The sequence below is a fragment of the Lactonifactor longoviformis genome (assembly GCF_042848515.1).
Classification (GTDB): Bacteria; Bacillota; Clostridia; order Lachnospirales; family Lachnospiraceae; genus Lactonifactor; species Lactonifactor longoviformis.
Genome location: NZ_AP031453.1, coordinates 576,818 through 591,977 on the forward strand (window position 1 = coordinate 576,818; position 15,160 = coordinate 591,977).

14 protein-coding genes and 1 riboswitch are annotated in these 15,160 nt (G+C 46.6%); of the genes, 7 read left to right on the plus strand and 7 right to left on the minus strand.

The genetic code is table 11. The features are described from left to right. Window positions 1-4: 4 nt before the first annotated feature. Window positions 5-2,500 (plus strand): ABC transporter permease, encoded by a 2,496-nt coding sequence (locus ACGHCT_RS02600; RefSeq protein WP_390438034.1) that lies wholly within the window; start codon window positions 5-7, stop codon window positions 2,498-2,500. Between the two features lie 68 nt (window positions 2,501-2,568). Here ACGHCT_RS02600 and ACGHCT_RS02605 read toward each other — a convergent pair whose 3' ends face one another. Continuing rightward, entirely contained in the window at window positions 2,569-3,963 is a 1,395-nt protein-coding gene (locus tag ACGHCT_RS02605) for an NCS2 family permease (RefSeq protein ID WP_154257027.1), read from the minus strand. Window positions 3,964-4,103: 140 nt separating this feature from the next. Beyond that, window positions 4,104-4,199, minus strand: a riboswitch (purine riboswitch). Window positions 4,200-4,434: 235 nt separating this feature from the next. Here ACGHCT_RS02605 and ACGHCT_RS02610 point away from each other — a divergent pair. Then, window positions 4,435-5,118, plus strand: a complete 684-nt coding sequence (locus ACGHCT_RS02610; RefSeq protein ID WP_390438037.1) for a 4Fe-4S double cluster binding domain-containing protein — start codon at window positions 4,435-4,437, stop codon at window positions 5,116-5,118. Between the two features lie 53 nt (window positions 5,119-5,171). Here ACGHCT_RS02610 and ACGHCT_RS02615 read toward each other — a convergent pair whose 3' ends face one another. The 5 genes from ACGHCT_RS02615 to ACGHCT_RS02635 all read right to left on the minus strand — a co-directional run bounded on the left by ACGHCT_RS02615 (window position 5,172) and on the right by ACGHCT_RS02635 (window position 9,272). Beyond that, complete coding sequence (locus ACGHCT_RS02615) at window positions 5,172-6,419, minus strand: ABC transporter permease (protein ID WP_390438040.1); 1,248 nt, start codon at window positions 6,417-6,419, stop codon at window positions 5,172-5,174. Continuing rightward, entirely contained in the window at window positions 6,400-7,308 is a 909-nt protein-coding gene (locus ACGHCT_RS02620) for an ABC transporter ATP-binding protein (RefSeq protein ID WP_390438043.1), read from the minus strand. Before ACGHCT_RS02620 ends, ACGHCT_RS02615 begins: the two co-directional genes overlap by 20 nt. Window positions 7,309-7,336: 28 nt before the next feature. Continuing rightward, on the minus strand, window positions 7,337-8,125 hold the full coding sequence (locus ACGHCT_RS02625) for a hypothetical protein (RefSeq protein ID WP_390438046.1): 789 nt from the start codon (window positions 8,123-8,125) through the stop codon (window positions 7,337-7,339). Further along, a complete protein-coding gene (locus tag ACGHCT_RS02630; protein WP_390438049.1) occupies window positions 8,122-8,646 on the minus strand; it encodes an RNA polymerase sigma factor in 525 nt (174 codons plus the stop codon). Before ACGHCT_RS02630 ends, ACGHCT_RS02625 begins: the two co-directional genes overlap by 4 nt. Before the next feature lie 131 nt (window positions 8,647-8,777). Further along, complete coding sequence (locus tag ACGHCT_RS02635) at window positions 8,778-9,272, minus strand: HD domain-containing protein (RefSeq protein WP_390438051.1); 495 nt, start codon at window positions 9,270-9,272, stop codon at window positions 8,778-8,780. Between the two features lie 299 nt (window positions 9,273-9,571). On the opposite strand from ACGHCT_RS02635, the gene ACGHCT_RS02640 reads away from it, so the two are divergent. Further along, window positions 9,572-10,111 carry a nitroreductase family protein gene (locus tag ACGHCT_RS02640; protein ID WP_390438053.1) on the plus strand — a complete coding sequence of 180 codons (540 nt, stop codon included), beginning with the start codon at window positions 9,572-9,574 and terminating at the stop codon, window positions 10,109-10,111. Between the two features lie 38 nt (window positions 10,112-10,149). On the opposite strand, the gene ACGHCT_RS02645 is transcribed toward ACGHCT_RS02640, so the two are convergent. Further along, complete coding sequence (locus ACGHCT_RS02645) at window positions 10,150-11,160, minus strand: asparaginase (protein WP_072850410.1); 1,011 nt, start codon at window positions 11,158-11,160, stop codon at window positions 10,150-10,152. Between the two features lie 323 nt (window positions 11,161-11,483). Here ACGHCT_RS02645 and ACGHCT_RS02650 point away from each other — a divergent pair, with 323 nt between their 5' ends. From ACGHCT_RS02650 to ACGHCT_RS02665, 4 genes are read left to right on the plus strand one after another with little or no spacing between them, the layout of a single operon-like run. Beyond that, complete coding sequence (locus tag ACGHCT_RS02650) at window positions 11,484-12,515, plus strand: DctP family TRAP transporter solute-binding subunit (protein WP_072850412.1); 1,032 nt, start codon at window positions 11,484-11,486, stop codon at window positions 12,513-12,515. Window positions 12,516-12,541: 26 nt separating this feature from the next. Continuing rightward, on the plus strand, window positions 12,542-13,021 hold the full coding sequence (locus tag ACGHCT_RS02655) for a TRAP transporter small permease (RefSeq protein ID WP_072850414.1): 480 nt from the start codon (window positions 12,542-12,544) through the stop codon (window positions 13,019-13,021). Next, complete coding sequence (locus tag ACGHCT_RS02660; protein ID WP_072850416.1) at window positions 13,021-14,304, plus strand: TRAP transporter large permease; 1,284 nt, start codon at window positions 13,021-13,023, stop codon at window positions 14,302-14,304. Before ACGHCT_RS02655 ends, ACGHCT_RS02660 begins: the two co-directional genes overlap by 1 nt. Window positions 14,305-14,320: 16 nt before the next feature. Beyond that, entirely contained in the window at window positions 14,321-15,160 is an 840-nt protein-coding gene (locus ACGHCT_RS02665; protein ID WP_390438057.1) for a transketolase, read from the plus strand.

The following is a 15,160-nucleotide window of genomic DNA, read 5'->3' on the forward strand; positions in this document are numbered from 1 at the left end:
GGGAGTGCTGGAAAATAATAATCAAAGAATTATCCGCAAAATGGCAAAACGAAGCATGCAGGGCAATACCAGGAGAAATAGTATCCTCATCGCCTCCATAGCCCTGTCTGCCTTTATGCTTATCACAGTGCTGACAGTGGGAATTACATACTTTAAAGCCCAGAGGGACCAGACAATCCGAATGTACGGGGGAGTCCACGATGCGGTGCTTATGGCACCCAGCGGGGAACAGATTGAAAAATGCAGAAACGACAGCAGGATTGAAGAGGCAGGGCTGACTGTTAAATGTGCCAGTGCAGAGAGCAATGGAGTGGATGACAGCCTTCACACTACTTTTATATGGAGCGACGGGACTTACTGGGACGTACAGAAAAGGCCGGCTCTTAAGTGGATAAAGGGGGAGTATCCCAAACTGGAGAATGAGCTAATGATATCCATGGGAGCGTTAAAAGAATGTGGCTCAGAAAATGGAAGGATCGGCGACCGCCTCACTCTCACATATGGAGATAAAAACGGAAAGCATAAGAAGGAATTTATTATCAGCGGTATCTATGAGGATTACAGTGGGGAGACTGCCGCATATGTATCCGAAAAGTTCTATAGGACTACGGGACACAAGCCGTCGGATGTCACAGCGGGAGTCATGTATTTGAGCTTTTCCCGTGCTCTTTTTACGGATAAACAGCTGGATACCTTCCGTGCGGAACTGAATCTGGGGAAACAGCAGAGACTTTTCTATACAGGAATCACAGAGCATTCCCTGTCTGTATTCCTGGGGATCCTGGGTCTGGTATTTGTAACCTGTGTCTGCAGCTATCTTCTGGTGTATAATATTCTTTACCTTTCAGTCACTAACAATATCCGGTATTATGGGCTGCTTCAAACTGTGGGTATGACAGAGAGGCAGATCCGCAGGATGCTTTACCGCCAGATGTTTCTCCTGGGGGGAACTGGAATTATGCTGGGGCTGGCAGTGGGCAGCGGAACGGCGTTTATCATAATTCCTGGTATTGTAAAGACAATTGGGATCCGGGGCGGAGCCGTTTCCGTATCCTTTCATCCTCTGGTGTATGCCGCTGCTGTTCTGGTGAGCTGTCTTACTATTTACTTTGGCAGCAGAAAACCGGCGAAAATTGCAGGGCGCATATCACCGGTTGAGGCGGTGAGATATACAGCGCCCGGAGGCAGCAGGAAAAAACGAAGGACCGGGAAGGGAAGCATTGCGGGAAGGATGGCCAGGACCAATCTTCTGAAAGACAGAAAAAGGTCTGGAATTGTAATTTTTTCCCTGACACTGAGTATATCCATATTTATCTGTGTAATTACGATTATCCAGAGTCAGGGGGCCAGAACCATGGTGTCTAATTTCATGGATTTTGATCTGGAATTGAGCAATGATACTCTGGGCAAAGAAGACGGGAGCCAGTACAGGCAGATCTTTGATAAGAATTTTATAACCGATCTGGAAGAGAGTAAGGGGATAAGGGAGATTTATCCTCTGTATCTGGATGAAATTACAGTGCCCTGGGAACCAGATTTTGCGGAGACCTGGATGCGGGAGGAATATGCTGCCTGGATGGATTACCCCTATGCGGAGGCAAGGGACGAATATAAGAAGAACCCCGACAAATTTTATTCCTATATCACAGGGATAGATGAAATCCTGTTTGACCGGCTAAAGGAAACGCTATCTCAGCCAGTGGACAAAGAGGCCTTTCTGGCAGGGGAAGTGTGTATTCTCTACAGAAATGACCTTTCCCTTACAGACAAGGATATTGAGGGAAAGACACTGACCTTCTATCTGAAAAAGACAGGGGAGGAGGGCAGTGTTACGCTTCCTATAGGAGGAATAACAGATGAGAGGTATTATTCACCTTACGCCGGTCTTGCTCCTGTGATTATTGTCAGCCAACAATTTCTGCACCGTCTGAATCCGGAGGCATATATTCAGAAGCTGGGAATCTTGTACCAGGAGGAATATGACGAGTCTGCGGAGGCACAGGCTATGAGCATTGCGGAAGAAAGTCCTTACAGGACGGATATTGAGAGCAGTTCCAAGATAGAAAGTATGAAACGTATAAAAGAATCCCAGGGGAATATGATGGAATTCGGACTTGGTATTGTCTTGATTCTGGCTCTCATCGGAATTATGAATTATGTAAACACAGTGTGCAGTAATATACAGAACCGGCTGGGAGAACTTGCTGTTCTTGAAAGCATTGGAATGACAGAATGGCAGATGAAAAAAATGCTTGTGCAGGAGGGGCTTTTATTTGCCGGAAGTTCTCTGCTTTTATCCTCCACAGTGGGCATTGGAGTCACATATGTGATCTACCAGTCTGTGAATTACATGGATGTGGAATTCTATTTTCCGTTCATTCCGGTGCTGGGAGTTTATTTACTGGTAATCCTGGTGTGTATCTGCGTTCCTTTGATCCTGTACCATTGCAGCATCCAGGGGAAAAGTGCAGTTGAGAGACTGCGGGAGTGCCAGGGATGAAAAACGGCTCCGGGGGGTGTGCATTTCCCGGAGCCGCTGCTGTATGGAGAACTTTCTGTGCTGCTTTATTAAATCAGAATATATTTCAGTACAAATAAAATGGCCAGTATATACATAAGTAAACTGATTTTCTTTTCTTTCACTTTGCCTGTTGCCAGATTGATTACCACGTAAGAGATAACGCCCATGGCAATGCCCTCAGAGATACTGTACATAAAAGGCATGGCAATGATGCAGATATAGGCTGGAATTGCCTCTGTGAAATCATCAAAATTAATTTTAGTAATAGATGTTATCATCAGGAATCCCACAATAATAAGTGCCGGTGCAGTGGCGAAGGACGGGATTGCCAGAAAGATAGGTGACAGAAACAGGGACAATCCGAAGAGAATGGCGGCCACTACAGAAGTAAGCCCGGTTCTTCCTCCTTCGGAGACACCTGCTGCACTCTCCACAAAGGTGGTAGTCGTAGAGGTACCCAGCACAGCGCCTACGGAGGTACCAACCGCGTCCGCCATCAAAGCACCCTTAATCTTGGGAAGTTTTCCGTCTTTGTCCAGCATATCTGCCTTGGATGCGACACCTATCAGAGTTCCAAGCGTGTCGAAGAGATCCACAAAGAGGAAAGCAAATATAATTACAAGGAAATTCACTGAAAAAATCCCCTTAAAATCCATGTGCATAAAGGTAGGGGCAAGACTGGGCACAGAAAGACCGCCTGCAAAGCTTGGTATCACACTGAACATTCCCAGTTCCGCGTCAGGTACATAAAGTCCTGTCAGCTCACAGATAATTCCCAGAACCCATGTGGCAAGAATACCCCACAGAATATTGCCTTTAATATTTTTAGCTACCAGGATAGCTGTGATTAGGACCCCAATGAGTGCCAGCACAACAGTGATGCCTATGGAACGGAAGGTGCCGTCACCCAGTGCGCCCTTAAATGAATAGACAGAGACCAAAGTGGCGCTTCCCACAACAATTTTCGCGTTCTGCAGTCCGATAAAAGCGATAAAAAGCCCGATACCTACAGAAACCGCGTGCTTCAGATTCATAGGGATCGCATTAAAGATAGCCTCCCGGACATTTGTGAGCGATAATATAATAAATATAATACCCTCCGTAAATACTGCTGCCAGAGCCATCTGCCAGCTATACCCCATCTGCATGACAACCGTATAGGCAAAGTAAGCATTCAGCCCCATGCCTGGTGCCAGGACAAAGGGATAATTAGAAAAAGCAGCCATCAATAAAGTCGCAATCAGTGCGGCCAGCGCCGTAGCGGTAAAAACCGCGCCGCTGTCCATCCCCGTCTCCCCCAGAATATTGGGGTTCACGGCCAGAATATAGGCCATCGTCATAAACGTAGTGATACCCGCAACAACCTCTGTTTTCACTGTCGTGTGATTTTCTTTCAAGTGAAAAATTCTTTCCAAAGCATTGCCTTTTTCTCCTGAACTCATATTCAATTTTCCTCCATTCCTCCATCGCCTAAAAGGCTACATAATGTGTACTCCGCACTCTGGAAAAGCCGCTGAAGCCTTCTTAGGGGACAAAAAAAGCAATAAAAAAACCACCGGTAAGTTCCTTTATTTCCACAACGGCATAGCCAGTGAAAACTTATAGGCAACTATTACGGTAGTTGGTAGAAACGCCCATCCAATTATGGGTATATATAAGTTCTATGTACGAAATATTCAATTTTGACCAATTGGTACTATAAGAACCATACCATATTGCACAAGAGTTAGTCAAGGCGAATGTAAAAGGGGGCAAAAAAAGGGGACGTGTTCTTTTTAGAAAGAACACGTCCCAAAATCGAACAGGGGTGTCCCAAAATGGATTAGACCTGTCCCTTGTGTTTTCCCCCACAGAGTGTTATCTTTTACTTAGAAAAGGGTTTATATAATACGAATAACTGCGGAGGAGATGTTATGATGTTTATGGAGTCGGAATTGATTAGGATTTTGAGGGAACAGGGAGCATCCCTGGTTGGTTTTGGTGATTTGAGCCGCTTTGAGACAGGAGGTATGCCGTACGGGGTATCGATTGCCCTGAAGCTTCCAAAGGAGATTGTAAGGGGAATCGCCCACGGGCCTACCCGGGAATACTTTGATACATATCATAAGTGGAATGCGAGGCTGGATGCTCTGGCACGTCTTGGAGCGGACTATCTGAAAAGCTGCGGGTATCAGGTTGTTGGCCAGACCTCAGATGTTGTGAAGCAGGACAGCCAGTACCGCACAAAGCTCCCTCATAAAACAGTGGCGGTTCAGAGCGGGCTGGGGTGGATCGGGAAGTGTGCTCTTTTGGTTACCAAGGAATACGGCAGTGCCGTCCGTCTTACTTCCATACTGACGGATGCACCTGTAACCTGTGCCTCTCCTGTGGCTGCATCCGCCTGCGGTTCCTGCCGCATCTGCCAGGAGGCCTGTCCCGGGACGGCGGTCAAAGGTGAGGTATGGGAGCCGGGCATGGCCAGAGAGAAGCTGTATGATTTTGCCAGATGCAGAGATACTGCCAGGAAGATTTCAGGGGAGAACATCGGGGAGGATATAACACTCTGCGGGAAATGTATAGAGGTCTGTCCTTACACTCAGAAATATATAAAGAGATAGAGATAAGGAAACCCCGGCTGTTATAAGTACAGCCGGAGTTGTTTACACGGTTTTTATTTGCTGATATGTCTGCAGTAGGAGATAACCGTGAGCAGGAGGAACAAAGGGACTTCTATCGCTGCTGCAATAAGCATAATTTGTCCTGGCAGGAAGCTGGCATCCCCCAGATGCAGGAATTCAAAGCTGATTAATGTATAGAAAAAGCTGTTGCTCATGCCCGTTCCCCCGGAAGGCAGCAGACAGCGGATCCATTTGGTCACCTCTCCCCCAAAAAACATGTACAGAAAGGAGGGGGCTACCAAAAATACAATGGACAAACCAATGGCTGTAGTATTGCTGCGGCATTTGGAGGACAGAAAAAGGGTGAAACTTACGGTAGACAGAAGGGTTAAAAAGCCTGCAAGAATCACCAGGTTCTGCACCTGCCCCAGGTTCAGCGCAGTCAGACAGACGGAAGATTCAATAATCTGCAGGGAAGTATTCCTGCATTCCCACCCAAAGGCAGTGTTGGAGATTAGCGTAAATACGCCAATGCAAACGGCAAAAGTTACTGTAAAAATCAGCAGGGCAGAGGAAATTTTGACAGCAGCAAGATGCAGTTTTCCATATCTGGTACACCGGATGATATCGTCCGCCCCTGTCTGATAGTCTGCCGTGAACACAGTTGAGGCAATAAAAGTGCAGATAAGTATCAGCAGAAATATGCAAAGCCCTACGTATTCAAGTGCGTTGGAATCGTATCCGGGATAGTATTCGTATGGGAAGGTAACCTTTTCAAAGAGTGTATCCGCAATTTGCTGCGCGGAAGGATAGTCTGTTTGCTCCATTTTCATAAGCTCCTTCAGATGAACGGGGCATTGTTCATAAAATCCCATTGCATCTTCACTGCTCAGTTCGGAGGCTTCCCTTGCTGCGCCCGTTTTTGGATCAACATAGACCTCCCGCATTCTCATAATCAGGGGACCCAGAGGATAGATGTTTTGGTTGTAGATGTCCAGAGAAAAATCGGGATCATTAATGTCTCCATAGGCTTTCTCCGTTTCCTGATACTGAAAGAGAGCTTTTGAGAGCAATTCCGGCGTGATGACGCCCGAAAAGTCTTTCCGGTTTTCCTTTTTCATCTGAATGGCATCAAGCCCTGTGATCGTGACCTCCTGCCCCTTATCATCAAGATATGTGTACGTGACAAAGGATACAGGGAAGTATGCCATCAATACAGAGAGGAACAGTGCAACCGGCAGCAGGATTCTTACGGAACGTGTCTTCAGCACACGTTTTAATTCAGCTTTCCATAAACTCATGCTTCATATCCTCCTCTCTGCGAGTATCCTGAGGAAAAAGCCACAGGTAAAGATCCTCCAGTCTGGGAGAGGCAGGTACAGAGCAGGGAAGAACAGGCTCATCGGAAATATAACGCACAGAGATTTTATGCCCTGCTTCATTGCGCAGATTGACAATTCTGTTCTCTCTTTCATATTTCAGAAGATCAGTGTCAGGGATTATCCCGTTCCACACTCGTCCCTTCATTTCCAGTACCAGTTCCTCCGTAGTGCCTTCGGCGGTAATCCCCCCATCCTTCATAATGGCATTGCAGGTGGCAATATACTCAACATCGGAAACAATATGTGTGGAGATAAGCACAATCCGGTCCTGGGCAAACTCTGAAAGAAGATTCCGGAATCTAACCCTTTCGCCCGGATCCAGGCCGCTGGTGGGCTCGTCCAGAATCAGAACCTCCGGATCGTTTAGAAGTGCCTGGGCAATTCCCACCCTGCGCTTCATCCCCCCGGAAAGTTTGACGATTCGCTTTTTCCGAACATCACTCAGAGAAAGCGTATCCAGCAGAAGATCTATTTTCTCCCTTGTTTTCTGCCTGCTTAGTCCCTTTAATGCAGCCATATATTCCAGATAATCCTTTACCGTAAACTCCGGATAGAACCCAAATTCCTGGGGGAGATATCCAAATATACTGCGGTAGCTCTCTCCCAGATCCCGAATATCTATTCCATCATAGGTAATTCTGCCGGAGCTGGGAACCAGAATGCCCGCAATCATACGTATCAGAGTGGTTTTTCCTGCACCGTTGGCCCCCAGAAGCCCCCAGACCCCGGGGGTTATCCGGAGTGATACGTCATCCACCGCTTTTTTGTCCTGAAAATTCTTCGTTAAATGTTCTATACATAATTTCATACGTCGTACACTCCTAAAAGTTATTGTATCAGCCCAGATGGAACTGTCCTTCCATAAAACGGTCCCTTCGGCTGATGGTTTTTACCTGCCGCATACAGAACAGCAGCAGAATCAGACAGATCATTCCCCATCCGGGGGTGAAGGTGTGTCCGTAAAATGCAGGCTGCCATTTTTTCAGATAGTAGAGTCCTGCCAACAGACAGGCGCTCAGAGTGCTTCCCAGATAGGGGAAAAGCCGGTAAGCCATATGGGCCAGGATTGTCAGGTAACCGCTGGCCGTCAGCAAAAACGGGACCAGCAGATATAAAAGAATACCACCTGCTGACAGACCGGATTTTTGAATTGCAAATAATAACAGTGCTGTCAGCATGACCAAATCTCCGGAACCTATAATGCATAATCTGGCCAGCAGGAGCCTGGATACGGAAAAGCGGGCGGCCGCCTCTGTCTCAAGCATTTGAAACCGGACAGACCGGTAAAGCATGGGCACTGCTGCTGTAAGGAGGAGCACAGAACAACACCCAAGGAGGAATGGAACAAAGGTCAGACTTGTAATACCGGAACGTATGTTATAACCTGAATTTACCAATAGGCACAGCAGGAGTAAAAGAAGGGCCTGGGAGAACCACACCCTCTTTCCCAGAAACCTAATCTGCCGGACCAGAAATCCTCCAAAAGGAATACTTTGGCGCTGTGCACGCGCTCTATATTCCTGTTTGGCCAGGGGCAGTATCCGGGTAAGTGCCTCCCTGTTATCCGGGTGCTTCTCACAGTTTTGAAGAGCACTGCGTAGTGTTTGTTTGAGCAGCTTTTTCATGGATAACAATCTCCTTTCTCTATCTGCTTTTCCAAAGCTTTCAGAGCAGCTCTGAGCCTTGACTGCACAGTCCGAAGCGGAAGGTCCAGTACTTTGGCGATTTCTCTAAGCGTCAGCTCCTGGGCAAAGCGAAGCAGCAGTACTTCCCGCTGGCTGTCCGGAAGACGAGCTGTCAACAGCCTCAGATCCACATCAGATTCCACCGTTTCAAATGCAGCCTCTGTATATGCCGCATTCTCACTTAGAGGCTCTGCGGGTTTTCTGGCCCGCCATATATCCTTACAGGTATTGGATGCCACCTTGTATAAAAAGGCTCGGAATTTGCCACGATGGGTGTACTCGTCCATATAGCGGATGACCTTCAGAAAGGTTTCCTGCACAGCATCTTCTGCGGCAGCCCGGTCGGGGGTGTGCCATATACAGTACCGAAGTATTTCTGGATAGTATCCTTCTATCAACTCTTCCAGTCCGTCCGATGTACCGGACTTTAGCTCCTTTAAAATCTTATCTTCACGCGTCAAGTTTATCCTCCTAAGGGCGTCCCCTTATATAATAGAACGTATGGGGAGAGCAAAAATGATTTAGAATAAATAAAAAACAGCTGCAAAAGGATATGAATCCCTTTGCAGCTGCCAGGTTTGCTGCACCCCGTTTATGTGGGGCTGACCACGACACGATTTCCTTTCGCAAGAAAGATCTGAAAACGGAATAGCTCAGAAGAGGCGCAGAGCTTATCCGCACAGCTGATAAGCCAGGCCTCACGGCTTCTGGGCAATGGCCCCAGCGGAAACATATGAGATAAAATTGCGAGGCGCTCCTTTTCTGAGATTTCAAAGCGGTCAGCACTGTTTTGGGCGGCAACTTTTGGATGGTAGAAGGCCTGGAGTTCTTTTGTATCCCGCTTCTCTCCAAAGTTATATAAGAAAAAGTCATGAAGCAGACCTGCCCGGGCTGCTGCAGCGGCGTCACAACCGAACCTTTTTGCCAGCAGCCAGGAGACGTATGAAACGTTCAGACTATGCATGAAACGTGTAGTTTTCAGATGCTGCTTATAGTAGTTCAATTTTTTGAATTCAGCATCATCCAGAATACATTGCACGATTTCCAGAAACTCCGGGTCAATCTCCTCCGACAGTGTAATATCCATCGGCAATCCCTCCCTTTCTATTTTATATAATTAGTATGAACCGGTGGAGTGCGAGAAGTCAATGGATTTAATAAAAAAATAATATTTTGCGCATAAAATAATAAATAAAGTTAAAATACAAGATATAAACAGGTATAATGTAGAAATAGATAGAAAATTATGATAAAATTACCATAGCGTTCTATAGGACTTGACAGGGAGGAGGAAGTTTATGGAAGCAATGAGACCGGTAAAAGTATATTCAGCGGCTGACAAAGTAGAAGCATCAGATACTTTTGTAGACGGGAAAGGAGGTATATATGGACATATTTGAGGCTTTGTCTTCTAGATACAGCTATAGACAGGAATTTTTAAATCAGGAAATACCGGAGGGAGATATCCGCAAGATAGTTGCTGCGGGTCTTAAGGCTCCGTCAGGGTGTAACTGTCAATCTACAAGCTTTGTGATAGTAACAGAGGGCAGTCTGAGAAAAAAAATCGCAGAAATACTGCCTTCCAAAGTGACCAGAACGGCATCCGTGATCTTAGTAATCCTAACAGAGAAAATCATCACCCACACAGGACAGACCTTTGAACTGGAGGACTACGGTGCTGCTGTAGAAAATATTCTGCTTGCAGTGACCGCTCTGGGGTACGCCACCGTTTGGCTGGATGGAATGCTAAAACTGGATGGAAAAGCAGAAAAAATCCATAGGCTGCTGAGCGTGCCGCAAGAAAAAACCGTAAGAGCCATACTGCCAATAGGAGTTCCGAGGGAGAAGGGAGCTCCCAGGGAGAAAAAGCGATGGGAGGAAAGAGTAGTATATAATAAGTATGAAAAAGGGACAGGCCAGTTTTGATTTGGGACAGGCTGAGTATATTTGGGGACGTGTTCTTTCTAGAAAGAACACGTCCCCAAATATACTTCCCCAACAAAATTCGTATCAAACATTTCCTGCAGTTTATCTAAATCTCTTGTCTTTGTCAGTGCCCACATAAGCTTTACCGCAGCGGCTTCAGTGGTCATGTCATGGCAGGGGATTACTTTGCGCTGCAGGAGGCGCTGTCCAATATCGTAGATGGACAGATCACACCGTTCGTAGGTGCATTGACTGCATACGGCCACTGCGATTCCTCTTTTATGAAGCATTTCCAGCTTGTCCAGCAGGTTTCTGTGGGCGTAGTGCAGTCCTCCGGCGCCAAATACCTCCATAACAACGCCTTTGTAGCCGAGCTGCACAATCATGTCAAAGACTTCGGGCTTTGTCCCCGGCAGAAGTTTGAGGAGAAATACGTCTTTGCAGAGGCCGGGAGTAAACTGCACCGGACGGCCGTAATCCAGACAGGAAGTGCTGGTGCGGTACACCCGCATTCCATCAGCAAAGACCTCTCCCATACAGCCAGAGTTTACGCTTTCAAAAGCATTGAATCCAAGAGTACTGATTTTGACGGCCCTGGTTCCGTTGATGATCTTACGGTTAAAGGCAACGGTAACTCCCAGAATCCCGTTTTCAATTGCGGCGACAGCGGTATAGAGATTGGTTTTGGCATCTGTCAGCGGATTGTCAATAGGTACCTGGGAGCCGGTAAATACAATACTTTTATTAAGGTTCTGCAGCATAAAGCTGACAGCGGATGCGGTGTAAGCCATGGTATCTGTACCGTGGGTAACGATGATTCCGTCATATGAGGGAAGCGCTTCGTATATCCTTCCGGCTATAAGCTGCCATTCTTCGGGCTGGATGTTAGAACTGTCCATATTCAGAATTTCTTCGTGGTGAATAGTGTGCTTATGATTCAAATCTGCAACATGAGAGAGCAGACTCTGAGAGGAAATCGCCGGTATAAGACCTCCTCCGCCTTCTTGTGAGGCGATGGTCCCTCCGGTTGTGAGTAATAAAATATTCATAATGGGGTTCCTCCGATTCTTTTCATAGTTAGAATCTCCTGATAAGAAAGGATTATGTATCCTTGTTCATAGAGCAATGCCGTATCACAGACCAAAAGGTATACGGTTGAGCATAACCTGAGAGATAGAACACGGCACTAGACATATTGTACAATAAACAAGACAGGAGCAGAATCGTCATAGTGCACAAATAGAGGGAGACAAAATTGTGTAAAACAGGTAAAATGGATAAAGGATATTGACTTTTTTGAAAATCCGTGATATATAGTATGTATAACATCCTACAAAGGATGAAAAGAGAGCGGGAAGGAGAATTATATCTTATGAAGGCAAAATTGGTGGGAATGATAATGGCAGCTTTGGCAGCGGCAGTGTCATTATCGGGTTGCCAAAGTTCCACGGAGACTGTACTGTCAGATTCTGGTGACAATGATTACCAGGAGATAGAACTGGTGATGGCGGTCAATGGAACGGACATTCAGATTGACACAAGGGTGGCAGACAAATTTTCCGAGCTGGTAGAAGAAGCTTCCGGCGGAAAAGTTACAGTGGCTGTGTACCCCAACGATCAGCTGGCCGGAGGAAACGCTACAAAGGGAGTGGAAATGATTGCCGTAGGGGGTGCGGATTTGGCAGCCTATGCCACCTGTACCATGGCAGCCCTTGACAATCAGCTTTCTATAGCAACAATCCCCTGGAGTTTTGACAGCTATCAGGAGGCCAGAGAAATTATTGATTCCACAGGCGGGGAATATTATGCAGGGATTCTGGAAAAAAAGGGAATTACATATTTAGGATCTTTCCATAATGGATTTCGGCAGCTGACAAACAGTAAAAGAGAAGTAAAAACGCCTGAGGATATTAAAGGGTTAAAGATTCGTGTTCCGGGCAGTGAGGTCTATATGGACTTCTTCCGCACACTGAAGGTAGATCCCGTGGCCATGAGCTGGAGTGAAGTATTTACCGCTATCCAGCAGGGTACTATTGACGGGCAGGAAAACGGTGTGAGCATAACAGAATCAGCCAAAATGGATGAGATTCAGCCCTATATGACACTTTGGAATTACAGCTATGAAAATGATCTGTTTGTAGCAAATACTGACATATGGAATGCGCTGGAACCAAAGACAAGAGAACTCTTACAGGAAAAGGCAACAGAAGCCTGCGAATGGGGACGCGATACCGTAGAAAAAGAAGAAAAGGAAATGGTGCAGGGCTTTATCGACGGAGGCATGAAGGTAACCGAACTGACGGCTGAGGAGTTGGCAGACTTCAAGGCGGCAGTGGAATCCTCCAGACAAAAATTCATTCAGAAATATGGGGAAGAGGCCTGCAGCGCGTTCCATATCAAGTAAACGATAGAGGGAAAGGGAGTAATCTTATGGGTATTATGAAAAGAATAGAAGAAATATTGTCTGTAATATGCCTGGGAACTATGACTGTGCTGGCCTTTGCCAATGTAGTGTCCAGATACGTATTCAGCGCATCCTTCTCATTTTCGGAGGAAATTACAACATATTTATTTGTTCTGTTGAGCCTGCTGGGCACAGCAATTGCAGCAAAAAGAAAGGCTCATCTGGGCCTGACGATTATAACAGACTTGGTAAACCCCAGAATACGTAAAATCATGGAGATTGTGGGATATGGGTTTGCAGTGGCATTTACCTTTGCTATCTTTTACTATGGCATCTTAATGGTAAAAAGCCAGATAGAGTTAGGGCAGGTGACTGCGGCAATGCAGTGGCCGGAATGGATTTTTGGTTCCTTTGTGCCATTTGGTTCCTTCTTTGTTCTGATCCGATTCGGACAGAACCTGATAGAAGCTATAAAATGGAAACCCGGTAAGGAGGTAAAAGAATAATGGTAGCAGCAGTATTATTTATAACCTTTGCGGTACTTTTATTAATCGGAGCCCCCATAGCAGTATGCCTGGGTGCCTCCAGTGTGATTTCTATGATTGTTCAGGGAGCCGGCCGGCCTTTGGAGGCGATTATGAGCAGCCTTCCCCGTCTGGTATCCTCTTCCACCAGCAAGTTTGTATTGCTTGCAATACCATTCTTCATTCTCGGCGGAAATATAATGGAGAAAGCAGGAATCTCCCAAAAACTGATTCGCCTGGCTGAGGTTTGTGTAGGCCATATCAGAGGGGGCATGGCTATGGTATGCGTCATCGTTGCCTGTTTCTTTGCGGCAATCTCAGGCTCCGGCCCTGCCACGGTTGCAGCACTGGGACTCATCATTGTGCCGGCAATGATCAAGGCCGGCTATAAACCGGCATTTGCGGCAGCACTTATGGCGGCAGCGGGAGCCATCGGCGTTATTATCCCTCCCTCCATTACCTTTGTAGTATATGGTTCTATCTCTGATACCTCTATCGGCACACTGTTTATCGCCGGTATACTTCCGGGGATTCTGATGGGGGCAGGGCTGTTAATCACAGCGCTTCTGGTAGGCAGAAAGACAAAACTGAAGACCCTTCCGAAAGCTACCGGGAAAGAACGCTGGCAGGCCTTTAAGGATGCGTTCTGGGGGCTTTTGATGCCGGTCATCATCCTGGGCGGTATCTACGGAGGAATCTTTACCCCCACAGAGGCGGCTGCAGTCTCCGCGGTATACGGGCTGTTTGTGGGAATCTTCATTTATAAGACCATAAAACTAAAAGAATTATATGCGATTTTAGTGGACTCCACGTCAACAACAGCAACCGTAATGTTCATAACAGCGGCTGCAAGCTTATTTGCATATGTTCTCACGAGAGCAAGGCTGGATGTTGCCATCAGTACAGCGCTCCAGAACGCAACAGGAGGCAATGTAATAGTATTCTTCCTGATTGTAAATATTCTTCTGCTGATTGCAGGATGTTTCCTGGACTCAACCTCGGCACTTTATATCTTCACACCATTGTTCGTACCGGTTGCCCAGGCGCTGGGCGTAGACATGGTGCATCTGGGTGTGGTTATGATTGTAAACCTGGCAATCGGACTGTTTACCCCGCCGGTAGGCGTTAACCTATATGTAGCCTGCGGCGTAGGCGATGTGAATCTGAAACAGATATCAAAAGCGGTAGTTCCCCTGCTGATAACTTCTATTATAGTGTTACTATTAATTACCTATATACCACAAATTTCATTGGCATTGGTATAGAAAGAGGAGGATTGCAATGAGAGATGTAAGCGTAAAAGAATTGGAAAAACAGTGTATTGAGCTGAAAAAAAAGGTTTTGACCATGATTTACAAAGCGCAGTCAGGCCATCCGGGAGGCTCACTGTCAGCGGCTGATTTTGTAACCGCTCTGTATTTTCGGGAGATGAACCTGGATCCCGGGAACCCCAAATGGGAGGACAGAGACAGATTTGTCCTGTCCAAGGGCCATGTTTGTCCTATCCAGTATGCGGCGCTGGCAGCACTCGGCTATTTTGACGAGAAGGAACTGGATACCCTTCGGAAAGAAGGCTCCATTCTTCAGGGTCACCCGGATATGAAGAAATGCCCCGGGATTGATATTTCTACAGGATCTCTGGGACAGGGGTTTGCCTGCGGCGTAGGCATGGCTGTGGCAGGCAAGGCGGATCAAAAAGAGTACCGTGTGTTTGTGGTAGTTGGAGACGGAGAATGCCAGGAAGGGGAAATCTGGGAGGCGGCACAGACAGCAAATAAGTATCAGCTGGATAACCTGGTGGTATTTGTGGACAATAATAACCTTCAGCTGGACGGAACTACGGACGAGGTTATGCCGAATATTAATCTTGGCAAAAAGTTTGAGGCCTTCGGCTTTGAGACACTAACCGTTGACGGGCACAATATGGAAGAAATTGTAGCTGCTTTGGATAAGGTCCGGGCTGCTAAGAACGGAAAGCCCAAATGTATCTTTGCAAATACTGTAAAAGGCCATGGCATTTCCTTTATGGAAAATCAGTGCGGCTGGCATGGTGTGGCGCCTAACGATGCGCAGTACGAGCAGGCTATGAAGGAATTAGAAGAACAGCTGAATGCTGTTTAA